Origin of the sequence: Pseudomonas sp. R5(2019) (assembly GCF_009905435.1) — a bacterium.
Classification (GTDB): Bacteria; Pseudomonadota; Gammaproteobacteria; order Pseudomonadales; family Pseudomonadaceae; genus Aquipseudomonas.
On sequence record NZ_JAAAMT010000044.1, the window covers coordinates 16,173 to 36,358 of the forward strand.

General features: G+C 62.9%; 16 protein-coding genes and 1 pseudogene. 12 read left to right on the plus strand and 5 right to left on the minus strand.

All coding sequences use genetic code 11. From position 1 onward, the window contains the following. Positions 1-336: 336 nt before the first annotated feature. Positions 337-437 (plus strand): annotated as a pseudogene (locus GUY40_RS28445) (LysR family transcriptional regulator); the annotation flags it as partial. On the opposite strand, the gene GUY40_RS22475 reads toward GUY40_RS28445, so the two are convergent. The 4 genes from GUY40_RS22475 to GUY40_RS22490 are packed head-to-tail and all read right to left on the minus strand — an operon-like array spanning position 434 to position 2,927. Continuing rightward, a complete protein-coding gene (locus GUY40_RS22475) occupies positions 434-931 on the minus strand; it encodes a DoxX family protein (protein WP_166571108.1) in 498 nt (165 codons plus the stop codon). The pseudogene GUY40_RS28445 and the gene GUY40_RS22475 overlap by 4 nt on opposite strands. Positions 932-942: 11 nt before the next feature. Further along, positions 943-1,698, minus strand: coding sequence for a DUF2063 domain-containing protein (locus GUY40_RS22480; protein WP_166571109.1), 756 nt, complete (start codon positions 1,696-1,698; stop codon positions 943-945). Beyond that, entirely contained in the window at positions 1,695-2,582 is an 888-nt protein-coding gene (locus GUY40_RS22485) for a DUF692 domain-containing protein (RefSeq protein ID WP_166571110.1), read from the minus strand. Before GUY40_RS22485 ends, GUY40_RS22480 begins: the two co-directional genes overlap by 4 nt. A 33-nt stretch (positions 2,583-2,615) precedes the next feature. After that, entirely contained in the window at positions 2,616-2,927 is a 312-nt protein-coding gene (locus tag GUY40_RS22490; protein WP_166571111.1) for a DUF2282 domain-containing protein, read from the minus strand. 421 nt (positions 2,928-3,348) lie between these two features. On the opposite strand from GUY40_RS22490, the gene GUY40_RS22495 reads away from it, so the two are divergent. Then, the gene (locus GUY40_RS22495; protein ID WP_166571112.1) at positions 3,349-4,698 is read left to right on the plus strand and encodes a hypothetical protein; all 1,350 of its coding nucleotides are present in this window, start codon (positions 3,349-3,351) and stop codon (positions 4,696-4,698) included. Between the two features lie 122 nt (positions 4,699-4,820). Here GUY40_RS22495 and GUY40_RS22500 read toward each other — a convergent pair whose 3' ends face one another. Continuing rightward, positions 4,821-5,735 (minus strand): LysR family transcriptional regulator, encoded by a 915-nt coding sequence (locus GUY40_RS22500; RefSeq protein WP_166571132.1) that lies wholly within the window; start codon positions 5,733-5,735, stop codon positions 4,821-4,823. Positions 5,736-6,034: 299 nt separating this feature from the next. Between GUY40_RS22500 and speB the strand changes: the two genes are divergently transcribed. The 10 genes from speB (at position 6,035) to glyA (ending at position 20,178) form a co-directional block, all read left to right on the plus strand. Next, positions 6,035-7,006, plus strand: a complete 972-nt coding sequence (speB, locus tag GUY40_RS22505; protein ID WP_166571113.1) for an agmatinase — start codon at positions 6,035-6,037, stop codon at positions 7,004-7,006. A 15-nt stretch (positions 7,007-7,021) separates the two neighbouring features. Continuing rightward, positions 7,022-8,530 carry an aldehyde dehydrogenase family protein gene (locus GUY40_RS22510; RefSeq protein WP_166571114.1) on the plus strand — a complete coding sequence of 503 codons (1,509 nt, stop codon included), beginning with the start codon at positions 7,022-7,024 and terminating at the stop codon, positions 8,528-8,530. A gap of 97 nt (positions 8,531-8,627) precedes the next feature. Further along, on the plus strand, positions 8,628-8,807 hold the full coding sequence (locus GUY40_RS22515) for a hypothetical protein (protein ID WP_166571115.1): 180 nt from the start codon (positions 8,628-8,630) through the stop codon (positions 8,805-8,807). Beyond that, complete coding sequence (locus tag GUY40_RS22520; RefSeq protein WP_166571116.1) at positions 8,804-10,273, plus strand: cytosine permease; 1,470 nt, start codon at positions 8,804-8,806, stop codon at positions 10,271-10,273. Before GUY40_RS22515 ends, GUY40_RS22520 begins: the two co-directional genes overlap by 4 nt. Before the next feature lie 4 nt (positions 10,274-10,277). Beyond that, complete coding sequence (gene betA / locus GUY40_RS22525; RefSeq protein WP_166571117.1) at positions 10,278-11,963, plus strand: choline dehydrogenase; 1,686 nt, start codon at positions 10,278-10,280, stop codon at positions 11,961-11,963. 343 nt (positions 11,964-12,306) lie between these two features. Then, positions 12,307-13,725: a D-serine/D-alanine/glycine transporter gene (gene cycA, locus GUY40_RS22530; protein ID WP_166571118.1), complete on the plus strand. Its 1,419-nt coding sequence runs from the start codon at positions 12,307-12,309 to the stop codon at positions 13,723-13,725. 81 nt (positions 13,726-13,806) lie between these two features. Continuing rightward, positions 13,807-15,339, plus strand: coding sequence for a sigma-54-dependent transcriptional regulator (locus GUY40_RS22535; RefSeq protein WP_166571119.1), 1,533 nt, complete (start codon positions 13,807-13,809; stop codon positions 15,337-15,339). Positions 15,340-15,599: 260 nt separating this feature from the next. Next, positions 15,600-15,977, plus strand: a complete 378-nt coding sequence (gene gcvH, locus GUY40_RS22540; RefSeq protein WP_166571120.1) for a glycine cleavage system protein GcvH — start codon at positions 15,600-15,602, stop codon at positions 15,975-15,977. A gap of 14 nt (positions 15,978-15,991) precedes the next feature. After that, positions 15,992-18,862 (plus strand): aminomethyl-transferring glycine dehydrogenase, encoded by a 2,871-nt coding sequence (gene gcvP, locus GUY40_RS22545; protein WP_166571121.1) that lies wholly within the window; start codon positions 15,992-15,994, stop codon positions 18,860-18,862. Positions 18,863-18,924: 62 nt separating this feature from the next. Further along, on the plus strand, positions 18,925-20,178 hold the full coding sequence (gene glyA / locus GUY40_RS22550; RefSeq protein ID WP_166571122.1) for a serine hydroxymethyltransferase: 1,254 nt from the start codon (positions 18,925-18,927) through the stop codon (positions 20,176-20,178). Positions 20,179-20,186 lie beyond the last annotated feature (8 nt).

The window sequence follows — 20,186 nt, forward strand, 5'->3', positions numbered from 1 at the left end:
AAATAGACTCCCCCGCCTGAATGGCTGGTTTTATGTGCGGTTGATTACGCTTGCAAAGATAGTCATGACCTTAGGCGGTTGTGGTGTTTTTTCAAGCTTGCCTGATGGCGAAGTTTGTGATGAGTTGCATGGTTTTTATAGTGCGATGAAGGGGTCATGCCGAGATAAGGGGGAAATTCACTCATTTGGTCTGTAACTACTTGTCGGGATTGAACATTCCGGAGACAACTCAATAGGCGCCCTATCCGCAGTCGAAAATTATGTCGGGTATGCGGCGGCGGTGGCCAATGAATCGTAGCGATAAAATTAAAACTAACGGTTAATAAGGGCCCAGAACATCCGTACCAGGGTGGCATACCCAGGAGGGTTGAGGTGTTGGCTGATTACCTGGTGGGCTGGGGTTCCAGCGCAGTACCCAGGCATTGGAGAAACTCTAGCGCCGGGCAATCAGGTGATCGATCGAAAGCACGCCTGGCCCACGGGCCATCAGATAGAGCAGCACCGCCGCCCAGGTACCGTGGGTAGGGTAGGCGTCGGGGTACACGAATGTCTGAATGACCAGGGTCATCCCCAGCAACGCCAGCGCAGAGAAACGGGTGGCGAAGCCGACCAGAATCAGGAGCGGAAAAAAGTGTTCGGCAAAGGCTGCCATGGGCGCCGCCACTTCAGGTGCAAGCAACGGCACCGGGTATTCGCTTCGAAACAAGGGAATGGTCGAGTCGGCCAGGTGCGGCATGCCCAGCTCGAAGTTGCCGGAGATCAGATCGACTGCGAAGCCTTCGACTTTGGTTTGCCCGGATTTCCAGAACACCGCCGCAATCGAGAAGCGCGCGATGAATGCGATCAGGCTGTGGGGAATGGCTTCGAACAACGCAATGGCGCGCTCTACCAGGCGAACGGGGAGACTGCGGGTACCCTTGTAAGTGTTCATGCTCAGCCCTTTTACTGTGTGTGCAGTTGAGTGATGGCGGCTTTGCCGATCAGCAGGGCCAGGCAGTGGCCCAGATCGAAGTCGACACTGGCTTGCAAGCCCTGGCCGGCTGCCTGGCCAAGGGGCAGGCCGCTTTGCAGTGCCTGGATGAACGCGCAGGTTCCAGGATCAAGTGCCAGGAGTTCGACCTCCAGGCCACAGCGCAGTACCAGGGCGCGCTCGGGGAGCCAGGGATCGACCGTCTCGATCTCCCCGTCATATTGATGGGCCTGCCAGAGCGAACAAATGGCAAAGTCGGACACCAGAATCGAGAGGCTCGGGTGCAGGCTCAGGCGCAGCTCGACCAGACGTTCCGGTTGCGCCAATAGCTCGGCAATCGCTGCATGGCCGACGGCGTTGCTGTCGGCGGCGTGGTAGGCGCGTATGCGCAGCCGCTCCAGGCGCGCGACGTCGGCGAGGTAGGGCAGGCTGGCAGCCGGTTCAAAGCTTTCGATAAAGGCGGCGAAGTCCTCACCATATTCCACCAGCAGGCGCGAGCGAGGTGGATGGGACTGCACGTAGGCCAGGCCCATGGCGTTGAAGAAGGCTTCGCCCACCAGTTGCAGCACCACCGGGTAGCTGTCGGCCAGCGCGCCCCGCAATGAGCTGATGACGTTGTTGCGGTAGACCGCGAATCGACTGTCAGGCGCCGGGCTGCTGAACAGATCGGTCGGGGCGGTGCGCCCAAGGTCGAACAGGACCGCGGCGAAATCGGCGTGAGAGCTCATGGCTGAACCTCGCAGGCCATGATCAACTCTTCAGCCATTCGGGCTTCGGCCAACAACTGCGGCAAGGGTGGCAGGTCGTTGTCGCGCTCGATCAGCGTCGGGATCGGCCCGATGCGCTGGAGCAATTGGCGGTAGAGCGCCCACACGGCGTCATCGATGGGGGCCGAGTGGCTGTCGATCAGCAGGCGCTGACCCATGCCGTCGGCATCTTCGCTGAAGCCTGCCAGGTGAACCAGTTCCACGGCGTGCAGGGGCAGGGCGGACAGGTACGCCAGTGGATCGCGGCCATGATTGATGCACGAGACATACACATTGTTGACGTCGAGCAGCAGGCTGCAACCGGTCCGCTGCACGATTTCGCTGATGAAATCCGTTTCATCCAGGGTCGAGGCCTTGAACTCCAGGTAAGTGGCCGGATTCTCCAGCAACAAGGGGCGCCCCAGTGCTTCCTGAACCTGATCCACATGGACGCAGACACGGTCCAGCGTCGGCCGGTCGTAGGCCAGCGGCAGTAGATCGTTGAGGAACAGCGGGCCGTGGCTGGACCAGGCCAGGTGTTCGGAGAATGCTTGCGGTGGATGCCTTTCGAACAGAGTTTTCAGGCGCTGCAGATGGTCGCCGTCCAGCGGAGTTTCAGCGCCGATGGACAAGCCGACCCCGTGGATCGAAAGCGGATACTTTTCGTGAAGCAAACCGAGGTAGTGGTGAAAAGGCCCACCCTCGACCATGTAGTTCTCGGCATGGATTTCAAGAAAACCAATGTCCGGATGGTCTTCGAGCAGACCGCGAAAGTACTCGGGTTTCAGCCCCAGCCCGGCTCGGGCTGGTAGCTGACAGACGGCCTGAGCGGCTCGATGCACGGTGGTGTTGGCTGGAGTGGTCATGATCGAGGCTCAGGCTGGTCGATAGGTTGGGAGTCAGGACTTTGCCTTGAAGGCCTGGAGTTGACCGAAGCCGGTAGGCGAAGTGGAGCTGGCGGTTTTTTCGCAGGTGCCTTTAGGGACCAGCTTCCAGGAGTTGGCTTGATGGTCCATTTTCGAAGTGCCGGCACAGGTGGTGCCTGCGCCCGCTGCGCAGTCGTTCTTACCCTTCATGGCGACGCCGTAGCATTTTTCCATGTCGCCGGCGGCATGGGCGGCGGGGATCATGCTCAGGCTGAGGGCCGAGCCCAGAGCCAGTGCCAGAGTGGCGGCGGAGAGGGACAGGCCCAGGGTGCTTTGGTTGTTCATGGTGATGCTCCGGTGGTTGAGTGTGGGATTGGCGCTACACAGGGGGAATGTGTTGCTTGCCTGTACCAGTAGAGACTACTCGGGGGCGGGTGTTATAGGGAGGGGCAAAAAACGGCCCAAACAGGTCGTGTGAAAACTATTTGAGTGCCAAGCGATGATCAAATAATGATCAAGTTTGGCGCTCCCTCGCTCTTTCTGAGCAAGCCTGCTCCGAATCCGGCACCCTGCCTGCTTGAGCTGTGCTGTGTCGATCGCAAGTGTACGTAGCCGTTTCCCCGTGCCGCGAAAATGGCATTGGCTACTGCCTGATGCAAGCCTATTGGTTCGCCAGGCCGGTGCCCGAGCAGCTGCTAGACTGGCTGCATGCCTGTGACACCGTCTTGACCTCATGATCAGCCGCACGCACCTCAAGGCTTCGTTCATGCACTCTGCCGCGCAACTGGTAACCACGCTCGTACTTGCCGCAGGCCTGTTGGGCTGCAGCGAATCACCACGTCCCGACCTGAAACGGCTCTACCAACTCAGCAACCCCCAGGCCGAAACCGCGCCGGTCATCTTGATTCCAGGGGCCTTCGGCACGCGCCTGCGCGACCGGGTCAGCGGTGAAGGAATCTGGCCGGGGTCCTGGTGGCGCATTCTGTTCTCGTCCTATCCGGAACTGGCCCTCGACATCGATCCGCAAACGAATAGGCCGTTCCCCTCGAGACTGGAACCCTCGGGCATTGCCGAGCAGGCGCTACGGCGCGACTTTTACCGCCCGATCCTGCAAACGTTGACGCAATTCGGTGGCTATGTGCGCGCCCAGCCCGGGACGCCGGCGCGCAAGGGCGAGCGCCGCTACTACGTCCTGTCCTACGACTGGCGCCAGGACACCTTGCACAGTGTGCAAGAACTCGATCGGCTGATCGAGGCGGTGCGTCGTGACTACGCCGATCCTGCGCTACGGGTCGACCTCGTAGCGCACAGCATGGGTGGCCTTATCGCACGTTACTACCTGCGCTTTGGCACCCGCGACGTGCTGGACGGCGAGCCTCACCAGGTGACCATGGACGGTGCGCCGCAGGTGCGCAATCTGGTGTTGCTGGGCACACCCAATGGGGGATCGGTCAGCTCGTTGCACGCCTTCATCGGTGGCGAAAAGGTCGGTTTGGGGCGTATTTCACCACGCACGCTGGCCACCTTTCCCAGCGGCTACCAGCTGTTTCCCCACCCGCTCAACACCTGGCTGGTGGACATCGAAGGTAATCCGCGCCACGACGACTTGTTCGACCCCAAGACCTGGCAGAGCATGGCCTGGTCAATCTACGCACCCAGCCTGGCCGCCGCTGTCGACGCACCGGTGATGCAACGCTATTTCGCCTATAACCTGGAGCGCGCACGTCGTTTGGCTTGGATGCTCTCCGTGGCCGAGCCGGTATCGCCGATCCGCTACGTGCTGTTTGGTGGCGGCTGCCACATGACCCCTGCACGGCTCCTGGTGGAACAGCGCGATGGGCGCGACACGGTACGCCTCACGCCAGCGGACATTGCTGCACCCCGGCCCGGTGTGCCCTACGACGAGCTGATGTTCGAGCCAGGTGATGGACGCGTCACCAAGCCGTCGCTGCTGGCACGCGAGACGCTGGACCCAGGCGTACCACAGAATGAGGACAGCTTTCTGCCGGTCGCTTATGCGTTTTTCCTGTGCGAGAACCACACTGACCTGACCAGCAACATCAATTTTCAGGACAACCTGCTCAATGTGCTCCTGTCGAACCAACCCCGGCCCTGAAGTCAGCTCCGTAGGGGGGAAATCGACTTTCATTTCCACCCTTCACCGCCCAGTCGGGGCACCAATGGTGGACCGATACAGCATGGTCCACCCCGAAGCCTGCGCGTGCCGGGCCGCCTCGTTCAGACGAGCCCGGGCTGGTGCGTGCAGGCGTTCAGGTCTTCGAGGAAAGCCTGCAGGATCGGTGGTGGCGATACACCGCGTCGGGTGATGACATTGAAAGGTGAGGTCAGGTCCAGTGTGCTGGCGCCCAGGCGGCGCATTTCTCTGGTCTTGACCCACTGCTCGGCGAAGTGCACGGGCAGGAAGCCGATGTAGGCGCCGGAAATGATCAGGATCGCCGCCGCCTCGATGTTCTCTACGGTAGCGGCGGCCTTGGTGATGCCCAGTTGCTCCAGGTCGTACTGGTGCATGTAGCCGCGTACGACGATACGGCAGTCGCGGACTTCATCGAGCAGGCGACTGTTCGCCGCCTTGCTGGCGTACAGCGGATGACGGCGGCCACAGTAGAGCCCCAGGGCTTCGTCGTAGAGGGGCAGGTAGGACAGCCCCGGTACGTGCAGGGGAAAGTGGCCGATGGCCAGGTGCAGTCGACCGTCCAGCACGCGCTCTTCCAGTTCCGCCGGGGCGCCGATGTAGATATGCAGGTGGGCGTCATGCCCGCGCGAGACAAAACGCTGGGTGGTGCGCGGCAGCGGCGAACCGGAGTCGGTCAGGGTGGAGTCGATGATGCCGAGGTTGAGCTTGCCACTGATGTGCTGCTTGAGCACGTCGGCGTCCATGCAGAAGCTCTCCACGGCGCTGAGCAGGCGCAGGGTGGCCTCATGGATGGCCACGCCTTGCTCGGTAAGGCGAAAACCGCTGCGCCCGCGCTGGCAGAGCTTGACCCCGAGGCGGGTTTCCAGGTGAGTCATCTGTTCGCTGATGGTCGACTGACCCGCGTTCAGTGCGGCTTGCGCTGCGGAAAAGCCACCGCACCGGACGATGGTGGTAAATACTCTGAGGAGCTTCAGATCGACATCGTGGAGCTGGATCACCGTGGCCTCCCGGCCGGGCGTCACATCGCCAAGGCTGATATGAACGTCCGGGCATTGTTTTTTTTCCAAGCTAACCATGCGCGTGTGATCACTGCAATGCCTGGCGTTGGTAAATGCCTTCGGCGGCGGTGGCGGTTTCTCATTGGTAACTGACACTCAGGTGGATACTTCGGATCCTGCGATGTATGCATCTGCACTTGCGCATTTTTCCATGTACGGCCTGCCGCCATAGTGGCTGCAACGGTGGTCGAGCTGTCGCCCCGTCTCCTGACCAGAACAATAAGTGGAGAAACCTGAACATGGCAAAGCACGGTTATGAATCCGGCCGCCTGAACCTGCCTTTCGTGGGGCATTGCACCTTCGCCAAGTCGCCCATCTGCACCGACTGGGCGGCCATCGACGCCGATGTGGCGATCCTCGGCGCGCCCAATGACATGGGCACCCAATGGCGCTCTGGTGCGCGCTTCGGACCGCGAGGCATTCGCGAGGCATCGACCCTGTTCTCCTTCGGCCACGCCGGCGCCTACGACTTCGAGGATGACGCCACTTACCTGACCGATGACCAGCTGCGCATGGTCGATGTCGGCGATGCCGATATCGTCCACACTGACATGGCCACCAGCAACGCCAACATCGAGTCGGCCGTGCGCCAGATCCTCGCGGCGGGCGCCATGCCGGTGGTACTGGGCGGTGACCACTCGATCCATGCGCCGGTGATCAAGGCCTTCGAAGGTCGCGGGCCGATCCATATCGTGCATTTCGACGCCCACCTGGACTTCGTCGACGAGCGCCATGGCGTGCGCTACGGCCACGGCAGCCCGCTGCGTCGTGCCTCGGAGCTGGACCACATCGTCGGCATGACCCAGATGGGCATCCGCAACGTGTCCTCCTCCAACCGCGACGACTACGATGCCGCCCGCGAGGCCGGCTCGCAGATCCTCTCGGTACGCGACGTGCGCCGCCTGGGCTGCGAGGGCGTGCTGGCGAAGATCCCTGAGGGTCGCGACTACTACATCACCATCGACATCGACGGGTTCGACCCGTCCATCGCCCCGGGCACCGGTACACCGAGCCATGGCGGATTCCTTTACTACGAAGTGCTGGAGATCATCCAGGCGCTGGCCCGGCGCAGCCAGGGCCGGATCGTCGGTATGGACCTGGTGGAAGTGGCCCCGGCCTACGATCCGGCAGGCGTTACCTCGATCCTCGCCGCGCAACTGCTGATGAACAGCATCGGTTTCATCTTTCACGCGCGCGCCAACGCTCGCTGATCCGGAGACTCCACAGTGGACAACAAGGTAAAAGCCTACCTGCAGGCCTTCGGTGTTTCCGAGGCCACCCAGCGTTTTCTTTCCAAGCCCCAGCGCATGTTCATCGGTGGTACCTGGCTGGAGGCCAGTGACGGCGTCAGCGCCGAGGTCATCGAACCCTCCACCGAGGGCGTGCTGACGCGCATCCCGATGGGGACCAGCGAGGACCTGGACCGTGCGGTGCGTGCCGCCCGCGAGCAGTTCGATGGCGGTCCCTGGAGCCAGCTCAAGCCCCTGGAACGCGAGCGCCTGATCCATCGTCTGGCCGACCTGATCGAAGCCAATGCCGACGAGCTGGCGCAGATCGAGTCCATCGACATGGGCAAGTCGGTCGCCCAGGCTCGTGCCGTGGATATCCAGGGCACCGTCGATACGTTGCGCTATTTCGCCGGCTGGGCCAGCAAGATCCACGGCCGCACCGTCGAGCCTTCGCTGCCGGGCAACTACCTGGCCTACACCCGCAAGGAAGCGGTGGGTGTGGTGGGGGCCATCGTGCCCTGGAACTTCCCGCTGCAGACCATGGCCTGGAAGCTCGGCGCGGCACTGGCGACCGGCTGCACCGTGGTGGTCAAGCCGGCGGAGCTGACCTCGCTGTCAGCCCTGCGCTTTGCCGAGCTGGTGCAGGAGTCGGGCATCCCTGACGGCGTGCTGAACATCGTCACCGGGCGCGGCAGCGTGGTGGGCACGGCGATGTCCAGCCACCCGGGCATCGACAAGCTGAGCTTCACCGGTTCCACGCCGGTGGGTTGTTCGGTGGGCAAGGCGGCGATGGACCAGATGAAGCGCCTGACCCTCGAGCTGGGCGGCAAGTCGCCGGTGATCGTGTTCGCCGACGCCGATATCGAGGCGGCGGCCGTGGCGGTCGCCAACGGTGTGTTCTTCAACTCGGGACAGGTCTGCGATGCCGGTACCCGCGCCTATGTCGAGCGCAGTATCTACCCCGCATTCCTCGAGGCGCTGGCCAGGTACACCGCAACCTTGAAGATCGCCCCGGGCCTGGATCCGGACTGTTTCATCAGCCCCATGGTGTCGCGCCAGCAACAGCAGCGTGTACTGGATTACATCGCCCTGGGCAAGGCCGAAGGGGCACAGGTGTACTACGGCGGCGAGCCGGTCGAGGGCCCGGGCTTCTTCGTGCAGCCAACGATCTTCGCTAACTGCAACAACGACATGCGCATCGTCTGCGAGGAGATTTTCGGCCCGGTGCTGGTGACCATGCCCTTCGACACCCAGGAGCAGGCGCTGGCCCTGGCCAACGACTCGGCATTCGGCCTGGCGGCGGCGATCTACTCCAATGACCTGGGCAAGGTCCACGGGCTGATTCCGCGCTTGCGCGCCGGCACCGTCTACGTCAATGCCCACAGCACCCTGGACCCGTCCATGCCGTTCGGCGGCTACAAGCAATCGGGCTACGGCAAGGACATGGGCGCTGAACAACTGGAGTTCCTGCTGGAGACCAAGGCGGTCTGGATCACCTTGCCCTGAGGAACAGGGCAAACCTGCGTCGCTGACGGTTGGCGGGCGGCGCAGGTTTTTCACATGCATCGTATTTCAAGAACAAGAACCTATCGAGGTGATGCCCATGAACAGCCAAGTGGATGTAGAGCGTGCGCAAGACCTGGACAGGCGCATACGCGCCTATGAAGAGCTGGAGAGCAGGGCGGACTGGCCCGGCGCATTGAGCGCTGGCGATTTTGTCGCGCTGACCCTGCTGACGTTGGTGATGGTTGCCGGGGCTTACTTCCTGGGAGGTCATCCATGAGCCAGTCCAGAGAGCAGGAATTTCGCCTGAGCGCCGAACGTGGCGATACCCCGTTGCTGCCCAACGAGCGGGTGTGGGGCTTCTGGGGCTTTGCCTATGCCAACTCGGCGTTGGCAGTAGCCACCTGGGTGTTCCTGATCGGCGGCGCCACTGCGCTGTTCGTCGGGCCTCTGCAAGGTATCAGCGCAATCGTCATCGGTAACATCATCGGCGTGATTCTCGCCGCGTCGTCCACTTGCCTGCCGTGCGGCAAGTACGGTGTTGAGCAATTCACTTACCTGCGCAGCATGTTCGGCCTCAACGGCAGCCGCCTGGTCTATGTGCTGTCGGTGGTGGTGCTGACCATGGGCTGGCTGGCGGTGCTGGGGCTGATGTGCGGGCGGGCGCTGGACAACCTGGAAACCCTGGTGCAGCACAGCCAACCCGACGGCGACGGCTGGCTGGTGACGGCGGGCGCCTTGCTGGCCATCGTCCTCGCGGCGCTGGTGGCCATGCGCGGGCCGGACATGATCCGGCGGTTGAGTGCGGTGATCGCGCCCAGCCTGATCCTGATCATGCTGGCACTGATGTACTTCATTTCTCAGCGCTTCAGCTTCGCCGAACTGCTGGCCATGCCGCCGTTGCAGCCGCCCTTTGCCGATCAGCGCATCAACTTCATGATTGCCGTGGAAATCAATATCGCCGCCGGTTTCTCCTGGTGGCCCTACATCGGCAACCTGTCGCGCCTGTGCAGCAACCAGCGGACGGCCTTCTGGCCTAACCTTGTGGGCATCTTCGGCGCCGCCGCGCTGGGCGAGTCGGTCAGCCTGTTCGCCGCCACCACCCTGGGCAGCAGCGATCCTACCACCTGGATGCGTCTGGCCGGTGGCGTGGGGTTCGGCGTGGTGGCGTTGAGCTTCCTGGCGCTGGCCAACCTGACCGGCATGGTCAACATCCTCTACACCGCCGTCATCGGCCTGCGTCAACTGGCCGGGGAGCGTTTGCGCAGCGTGGGCTGGGGGATATTGATCGGGCTGTTCTGCGTGATTCCGGTGATCATCGTGCTGTGCTTCCCGGGTATCTACGATGGCTTCTTCATCTTCCTGGTATGGACGTCTGCACTGAACAGCGCCCTGGCCGGCATCGGCATCGCCGATTACTTCTTCCTGCGCAAGCAGCGCCTGAACCTGCGCCATCTGTATGCCGAACAAAGCGGGTCGCCCTTGCGCTTCTGCAAAGGCTTCAACCCCATCGCGCTGGTGGCGCTGGTGGCGGGCTTCGCCATCTACGTGGTGGTCTTCAACCCGCAGACCCTGGCCCATACCGACTTCTTCACCTTCGCCACCGCCTCCCTGCCGTCCTGCGTGCTGGCCGGGCTGGTCCACTACGGCCTGACCCGACTGCTGGCGGCGCGCCTGGGCTGGGGCGGCTACCCAAAGAATAAAGAACGCAACATCGAGGCCACGGGCCTGCGAGCACAGGACTAGAACAATGAACAAGCGATACGACTACATCATCATCGGTGCAGGCTCTGCCGGCTGCGTCCTGGCCAACCGCCTGACCGAAGATGCCGGTACCTCGGTGCTGGTCCTGGAGTTCGGCGGCAGCGACCGCAGTGTACTGATCCAGATGCCCAGCGCGTTCTCGTTGCCGATGAACACCAAGAAGTACAACTGGCGCTATGAGACGGTCGCCGAGCCGCACCTGGACAACCGGCGCCTGCACTGCCCGCGGGGCAAGGTGCTCGGCGGTTCGTCCTCGATCAACGGCCTGGTCTATATCCGTGGCCATGCCTGCGACTTTGACGAATGGGAAAGCCTGGGTGCGAAGAACTGGAGCTATCGCAATTGCCTGCCGTACTTCAAGCGCGCCGAGAACTACAAGTTCGGTGGCGATGACTACCGCGGTGGTGCTGGGCCGCTGTCTACCAACAACGGCAACAACATGCAGAACCCGTTGTACGGCGCCTGGGTGGAAGCCGGCGCCGAGGCTGGCTACATCAAGACTGACGACTGCAACGGCTACATGCAGGAAGGCTTCGGCGCCATGCACATGACAGTGAAGGACGGCGTGCGCTGGTCCACCGCCAATGCCTACCTGCGCCCGGCCATGACCCGGCCGAACCTGACGGTCGTCACCCATGCCATGACCCGGCGCATCCTGCTCGATGGCAAGCGGGCGGTGGGTGTGGAGTACGACGAGGGCGGCCAGACCCACAAGGTCTATTGCAACCGCGAGGTGCTGGTATCGTCTGGCCCGATCGGCTCGCCGCACCTGTTGCAGCGTTCGGGCATCGGCCCCGAGGCGGTACTGAAAAAGGCCGGTATCGAGGTGCGTCATCACCTGCCGGGGGTGGGCGAGAACCTTCAGGACCATTCGGAAATCTACATCCAGTACGCCTGCAAGGAGCCGGTGACGCTCAACGGCAAGATGAGCCTGCTGGGCAAGGCGATGATCGGCCTGCGCTGGCTGCTGTTCAAGGATGGCCTGGGCGCCAGCAACCACTTCGAGGCCGGTGGCTTCATTCGCTCGTCCAAGGGGCTGCGCTGGCCGGACATCCAGTTCCACTTCCTGCCGGCGGCCATGCGCTACGACGGCGACAAACCGTTCAAGGGCCATGGCTTCATGGTGCTCACCGGGCCGAACAAGCCCAAGAGCCGAGGCCATGTGTGGGCGCTGTCGGCCGACCCGTACCAGCATCCGGAAATCCGCTTCAACTACCTGGAGAGCGAAGAGGACCGCGAGGGCTTCCGCCGCTGTGTGCGCCTGACCCGGGAAATCATCGCCCAGCCGGCCATGGACCGCTTCCGTGGCGAGGAGCTGGCACCCGGGCCGCAGGTGCAGACCGACGAGCAGATCGACGCCTTCGTGCGCGCCAACATGGAAAGCACCATGCACCCCTGTGGCTCCTGCCGCATGGGCGAGGACGACATGGCGGTGGTCGACTCCTCGCTGCGCGTGCGTGGCCTGCAGGGGCTACGGGTGATCGACTCTTCGGTGTTCCCCAGCGAGCCCAACGGCAACCTCAACGCGCCGACCATCATGCTCGCCGAGCGGGCCGCGGACCTGGTGCGTGGGCGTGAGCCGCTGGCCCCGACCGATATACCGGTCGGCCTGGTCGGTAGCTGGGAAGCAGAACAGCGCAGCCGCGCGCCGGTGCGTAAGGTACGCGCCTGACGTTGGGTAGAAGCGGGTTTGCCCCGCGATGCGATGTTGTCTGACAGCTCGCAATCGCGGGGCAAGCCCGCTCCCACACACCCGGACTGAATGCGTTCCATTGGAGCGAAACCGCTACAGCGGGCCCGAGAGCAGGGGTTACGACGCTTTAGCGCCGGTGGGCAGCCTGATTAGCGACTTTTTATGGAGTGACTTCATTACACCTAATAAATACAACACTGCATAAAACAACGCTTTTTCGCTTGGCATAGACCTTGCTATTTCATTGGCACTCAGCCGCACTGGCTGAGGTGTTTGAACTTGTGACGTTATAAAAACAATTAAACCAGCAAGGTAAAGCCTAATGAAAAACTCGACGCTGGGTCCGCCTGACAGCGAAGCGCACGAACTCCAACGTAATCTTTCCAACCGCCATATTCAGTTGATCGCCATCGGTGGCGCCATCGGCACCGGCCTGTTCATGGGCTCTGGCAAGACCATCAGCCTGGCGGGGCCCTCGATCATATTTGTCTACATGGTCATCGGTTTCATGCTGTTCTTTGTCATGCGGGCAATGGGCGAGTTACTGTTGTCCAACCTCAAGTACAAATCGTTCATCGATTTCTCCGCTGATCTGCTGGGACCCTGGGCAGGGTTTTTCACCGGCTGGACCTATTGGTTCTGCTGGATAGTGACCGGCATTGCCGATGTTATTGCTATCTCCGCCTACTCACAGTTCTGGTTCCCGGATATCCCGCAATGGTTACCGGCACTCAGTTGTGTGGGTCTGTTGCTTTCGCTCAACCTGCTGACCGTCAAGATGTTCGGTGAACTGGAGTTCTGGTTCGCCATGATCAAGATCGTGGCCATTTGCGCCTTGGTCTGCACCGGCCTTTACATGGTGGTCACGGCCTATCAGTCGCCTGCTGGCAATGTCGCGTCGCTGGCCAACCTGTGGAATGACGGCGGCATGTTTCCCCATGGCGCCATGGGCTTCTTCGCCGGTTTCCAGATTGCGATCTTTGCCTTTGCCGGGATTGAGCTGGTGGGTACCACGGCCGCAGAAACCAAGAACCCCGAGCGCAACCTGCCAAGGGCGATCAATTCGATTCCGCTGCGCATCATCGTTTTCTATGTGTTCGCGTTGGTCGCGATCATGGCCGTTACGCCGTGGCGTGATGTCGTTGCCAACAAGAGCCCCTTTGTCGAGCTGTTCGTCCTGGCCGGTCTGCCGGCGGCTGCCGGGATCATCAACTTCGTGGTCCTCACCTCTGCCGCTTCTTCTGCAAACAGTGGCGTCTTTTCCACCAGCCGCATGCTCTACGGCCTGGCCGTGGATGGCGATGCGCCTGGCAAGTTCAAGGCGTTGTCCAGCCGCGCAGTGCCCTCCAATGGTCTGATCTTCTCCTGTGTTTGCCTGTCGGCGGGGGCACTGGTGATCTACCTGGTGCCTAACATGCTCGATGCCTTCACCCTGATCACCACGGTGTCGGCGATCCTGTTCATGTGCGTCTGGTCGATGATCCTGCTGTCGTACCTGGCGTATCGCAAGCAGCGTGACCACCTGCATCGCGCCTCGAAATACCGGATGCCGGGCGGCATCTTCATGAGCTGGGCCTGCCTGGTGTTCTTCGTGGCCATGCTTGCCTTGCTGGCGCTGGAAGAAGACACCCGCAAAGCGCTGGTCTTCGTGCCGGTCTGGTTCGTAATCCTCGGCCTGGCTTATCGATCGATGCGCCAGAAAAAGTCGGAGGGCGTGCGGTTGTCCTACGACGTGGATTGATAGCCACATTCACGCTTTTACTCGGGGGGACGGCACAAGGGGGCCGTCCCCCTGTCGTCTTTGCACAACCGGGGAGTCGTCATGCGCATCCACGTCACCTTCATCGACCGCGTCGGCATCACCCAGGAGATCCTGGCACTGCTGGGGGCGCGCAACCTCAACCTGGACGCGGTGGAAATGATTCCACCCAACGTCTATATCGACGCCCCGGCGCTGTCACAGGCCGTGCTGGACGAGCTCTACGATGCCCTGTTGCGGGTGATCGGCGTGCAGGCGGTCGAGCTGGTCGACTTCCTGCCCGGTCATCGCCGGCGCCTGCAACTGGAGGCGCTGCTGGCGGCGATGAGCGACCCGGTGTTGGCGGTGGACCCTTGCGGCCATGTGCTGCTGGCCAACCCCACCCTGGTCAGTCTGGTCGGGCGCGAGCCGGCCGGTGAACCGCTGTCGCGCCTGTTCGCCGAGCCGGACCTGGCCCAGACCCTGATCGACAAGGGCTTTCGCCTGCCCATGTGCGAGGTGAGCTTCCAGGGCCAGGCCCTGTTGCTGGAAGCCACGCCCATCAGCGGCGGGGCCGATGCCCTGGTGGGCGGCCTGCTGACCCTCTACCCGCCAAGCCGCATCGGCGAGCGCCTGGCTTCGTTGCTGCATGACCACACCGAGGGGCTGGATGCGCTGCTGGGTGACTCGACGGCGCTCAAGGACCTCAAGGCGCGCCTGCACAAAGTGGCGAGCCTCGAGGCGCCGCTGCTGATCCAGGGCGAAACCGGCACGGGCAAGGAGCTGGTGGCCCGTGCCTGCCATGCACTCAGTGCCCGGCGTGATGCGTCCTTCCTGGCACTCAACTGCGCGGCACTGCCCGAGAGCCTGGCCGAGAGCGAGTTGTTCGGCTACGCGGCCGGGGCCTTTACCGGCGCCCAGCGCGGTGGCAAGCCGGGCCTGCTGGAACTGGCCGACGGCGGGACGGTGTTCCTCGACGAAGTGGGTGAGATGTCGCCGTACCTGCAGGCCAAGCTGTTGCGCTTTCTCAATGACGGCAGCTTTCGCCGGGTCGGCGGCGGCGGTGAGGTGCGGGTGAATGTGCGGGTGGTCTGTGCTACCCACCGCAATCTGGAAGGCATGGTGGTCGAAGGCAGCTTTCGCGAGGACCTCTATTACCGCCTCAACGTGCTCAACCTGAAGGTGCCGCCGCTGCGCGAGCGCGGCAAGGACATCCTCCTGCTGGCCGAGCATTTCCTGCGCCAGGCCTGCGCGCAGATACAGCGCTCGCCGTGTCGGCTGGCCCTGGCCACCCATCCGCTGCTGCTGGGCAATCGCTGGGCGGGCAACGTGCGCCAGTTGCAGAACGTGATCTTCCGGGCTGCGGCCATCAGCGAAGGGGAGGTGATCGACTGCGGCGACCTGGAACTGGCCGGCACCGCCTTGAACAGCCAGCAGCCCGAAGCGCAGGAAGTCATCAGCCTGGAAGCGGCCGTGCAGGGGTTTGAAAAGTCCCTGCTGGAGACGATGTATGCGGTCTATCCCTCCACCCGGCAACTGGCGGTGCGCCTGCAGACCTCACACACGGCCATCGGCCAGCGCTTGCGCAAATACGGCATCGCCAGCCGGGCCTCGTAGTCGCCTGGTTCGAATACGCTCCGCTGGAGTGATTGCGCTCCAGTCGGGCGCGAGCCGCGCGTTCATTGGCCCGTCCTGCCAGTGGTGGCTGCCGGGCTCACGCAGCGGAGCGATTTCGCTCCAGTACAGAGGCTTGAGATTGACGGGGTATTTCATGTAACTCATTGAAATATATGATTTTTAATAACTTGGCATTGCCCTTGCTCTTGTATCCATCAGTCCTGCATCGGGACCCACCTGATAACAAGAGAGGAAGATTCATGAGCACTCTGCGTTTTACTCCCGAACACGAATGGCTGCGTCTGGAAGCGACTGGCGAGCTGACCGTCGGCATCACCACCTACGCCCAGGAGGCCCTGGGTGACGTGGTGTTCGTGCAGTTGCCGGAGCCGGGCGAGTACGGGGAGGGCAATGAGGTCGCGGTGCTGGAATCGGTGAAGGCCGCCAGCAACATCAGCATGCCCCTGAACGGTAAAGTGGTGGCGGTCAACCAGGCCCTGGCTGACGACCCCGAACTGGTCAACGCCTCGCCGATGCAAGACGGCTGGTTTTTCCGCATCCAGGTGGCCAACCTTGCCGACCTCGACACCTTGATGGATCAGGACGGCTACGACCGCTTCCTGGCCGACAACGCCTGAATCAGGGGGCCGACATGACCAATGCATCCATCCCACTGACAACAGACAACGAGTTCATCGCCCGTCACATCGGCCCGCGCGAGGACGACATCGACGCGATGCTGGCGCTGATCGGCCATGACACCCTCGACGGCCTGATCGACAGCGTCATTCCTGACAGCATCAAGGGCACCAGCGTGCTAGAGCTGTGCAAAGGGCAGGGCGAGGCCGAGGCGCTGGCCTCGCTCAAGGCCATCGCCGCGAAGAACCAGCTATTTCGAACCCACATCGGCCAGGGTTATTACCCTTGCCATACACCAACGCCGATCCTGCGCAACCTGTTGGAGAACCCGGCCTGGTACACCGCGTACACGCCGTACCAGCCGGAGATCTCCCAGGGCCGCCTGGAAGCACTGCTGAATTTCCAGACCCTGGTCAGCGACCTCACCGGCATGGAAATCGCCAACGCTTCCTTGCTCGATGAAGCCACCGCCGCCGCCGAGGCCATGACCTTCTGCAAACGCCTGGCGAAGAACAAGGCCCCGGCATTTTTCGCCTCACGCCATTGCCACCCGCAGACCCTCGACATATTGCGTACTCGGGCCCAGCCACTGGGCATCGAAGTGGTCATCGGTGATGAAGCGGCACTGGAAAACCAGAGCCTCGACGGTTACTTCGGCCTGCTGCTGCAATACCCGGCCAGCACCGGAGCAATCGCCGACCACCGCACGTTGGTGCAACGCGCCCATGCCGCCGGCACGCTGGTGGCCGTATCCGCCGACCTGCTGGCCCTGACCTTGCTGACCCCACCGGGTGAATTCGGTGCCGACGTGGTGATCGGCAGCGCCCAGCGCTTCGGCGTGCCGCTGGGCTTCGGTGGTCCGCACGCTGCGTACTTTGCCACCCGCGATGCCTTCAAGCGCGACATGCCCGGCCGCCTGGTCGGCGTGTCCATCGACCGCTTCGGCAAGCCGGCCCTGCGCCTGGCCATGCAGACCCGCGAGCAACACATCCGTCGCGAGAAGGCCACCAGCAACATTTGCACCGCGCAGGTGCTGCTGGCCAACATCGCCAGTATGTACGCGGTCTACCATGGTCCGGAGGGCCTGGCGCAGATCGCCTGGCGCGTGCATCGGTTGACTGCGATTCTGGTGCGGGGACTGCAGCAACTCGGGCATCAGGTCGAACAGCAGCACTTCTTCGACACCGTCAGCGTGGTGACCGCACGCCCTGTGGCCGAAGTGCTGGCCGCTGCCAACGCCGCACAGCTGAACCTGCGGCTGATCGACGAGCAGCGGGTCGGCCTGTCGCTGGATGAAACCTGCGAGCAGGCTAGTGTCGAGGCTCTCTGGCAGGTGTTCGCCGCACCCGCCCAGGCGCTTCCGGACTTCACCGCCCTGGCCGTCGACAGTGGTGATTGCCTGCCGTTGCCGCTGCTGCGCGAGACACCGTTCCTGCAGCACCAGGTGTTCAACCGCTACCATTCGGAAACCGAACTGATGCGCTACCTGCGGCGCCTGGCCGACAAGGACCTGGCCCTGGACCGCACCATGATCGCGCTGGGCTCGTGCACCATGAAGCTCAACGCCGCCAGTGAGATGATCCCGATTACTTGGCCCGAATTCGGCGCCCTGCACCCGTTCGCCCCGGCCGAGCAGTCGCTGGGTTACCGTCAGCTGACTGATGAACTGGAGGCCATGCTCTGCGCGGCCACCGGCTATGACGCCATGTCCCTGCAGCCCAATGCCGGCTCCCAGGGCGAGTACGCAGGCCTCCTGGCCATCCGCGCCTACCACGCCAGCCGTGGCGAGGCGGGGCGCGATGTCTGCCTGATTCCGTCGTCGGCACATGGCACTAACCCGGCCACGGCGCAGATGGCCGGCATGCGTGTGGTGGTGGTCAACTGCGACGAGCGCGGCAACGTCGATGTGGCCGACCTGCAGCGCAAGGCCGAGCAGCACAAGGAACAACTGGCCGCGCTGATGATCACCTATCCCTCGACCCATGGCGTGTTCGAGGAAGGCATCACCCGCATCTGCGACATCATTCATGACTACGGCGGCCAGGTGTACCTGGACGGCGCCAACATGAACGCGATGGTCGGCCTCTGCGCCCCAGGCAAGTTCGGTGGCGACGTGTCGCACCTGAACCTGCACAAGACCTTCTGTATCCCTCACGGCGGTGGCGGCCCCGGCGTCGGTCCGATCGGCGTCAAAGCGCATCTGGCGCCGTTCCTGCCCGGTCACGGTCACATGGAGAACAAGCAGGGCGCGGTCAGCGCGGCGCCTTATGGCAGCGCGAGCATCCTGCCGATCACCTGGATGTACATCCGCATGATGGGTGGGGAAGGGCTCAAGCGTGCGTCGCAGCTGGCGATCCTGAGTGCCAACTACATTGCCCGGCGTCTGGAGGAGCACTACCCGGTGCTTTATACCGGTGAGAACGGCCTGGTCGCCCATGAGTGCATTCTCGACCTGCGCCCGCTCAAGGACAGCAGCGGCATCAGCGTCGAGGACGTGGCCAAACGCCTGATCGACTTCGGCTTCCACGCCCCGACCATGTCCTTCCCGGTGGCCGGTACCCTGATGGTCGAGCCGACCGAGAGCGAGTCCAAGGAGGAACTGGACCGCTTCTGCGACGCGATGATCTGCATCCGCGAGGAAATCCGGGCGGTGGAAAACGGCACCCTGGACAAGCTCGACAACCCGCTGAAGAACGCACCGCATACCGCCAGCGAGCTGGTGGGCGAATGGCTTCATCGCTATGGCCGGGAGCTGGCGGTGTACCCGCTGCAAGCGCTGCGCGAGAGCAAGTACTGGCCGCCGGTGGGGCGCGTGGACAACGTCTACGGTGACCGCAACCTGGCCTGTGCCTGCCCGCCCATGTCGATCTACCAAGACGCCTGATCGCATAGGCCCGGACCCGCTCCGGGCCTTACCTGCCACCTGAACAAAAAGGAAGCACAAGCATGTTCCATAAAAGCCTGACCCTGTCCGATTTCGACCCTGCACTGTCCGCCGCCATCCGCCGCGAGGTACAACGCCAGGAAGACCATATCGAGCTGATCGCCTCGGAAAACTACACCAGCCCGCAGGTGATGCAGGCCCAGGGCACCGAACTGACCAACAAGTACGCCGAAGGTTACCCGGGCAAGCGCTACTACGGCGGTTGCGAGCACGTCGATGTGGTCGAGCAACTGGCCATTGACCGTGCCAAGCAACTGTTCGGCGCAGGCTATGCCAACGTCCAGCCGCACTCCGGCTCCCAGGCCAACGCAGCGGTCTATCTGGCCTTGCTGCAGGCCGGCGACACCATCCTCGGCATGAGCCTGGCCCATGGCGGTCACCTCACTCACGGTGCCAAGGTCAGTTCCTCCGGCAAACTGTACAACGCCGTGCAGTACGGCATCGACGCCAACGGCCTGATCGATTACGACGAAGTCGAGCGTCTGGCCGTCGAACACAAGCCGAAGATGATCGTTGCCGGGTTCTCGGCCTACTCGAAAACCCTCGACTTCCCACGTTTTCGCCAGATCGCCGACAAGGTCGGTGCCTACCTGTTCGTCGACATGGCCCACGTCGCCGGCCTGGTTGCGGCGGGCCTGTACCCCAATCCGCTGCCGCACGCCGATGTGGTCACCACCACCACCCACAAGACCCTGCGCGGGCCACGTGGCGGCTTGATCCTGGCCAAGGCCGATCCGGAGCTGGAGAAGAAACTCAATTCGGCGGTGTTCCCGGGCGGGCAGGGCGGGCCGCTGATGCACGTGATCGCTGCCAAGGCGGTGTGCTTCAAGGAAGCCCTGGAACCTGGCTTCAAGGACTACCAGTACCAGGTCATCAAGAACGCACAGGCCATGGCGGAGATCTTCAAGCAGCGCGGTTTTGACGTGGTCTCCGGCGGCACCGACAACCACCTGTTCCTGGTCAGCCTGATCCGCCAGGGCATCACCGGCAAGGACGCCGACGCCGCGCTGGGCCGTGCGCACATCACGGTGAACAAGAACGCCGTGCCTAACGACCCGCAGTCGCCGTTCGTGACCTCGGGCCTGCGCATCGGTACCCCGGCGGTGACTACCCGTGGCTTCCAGGTGCCGGAATGCCGCGCCCTGGCGACCTGGATCTGCGACATCCTCGAGCACCTCGGCGATGCCGACGTCGAGGCCCAGGTGGCTCACCAGGTGGCTGAGCTGTGCAAGCTGTTCCCGGTTTATCCGGCCTGACCCTTGGG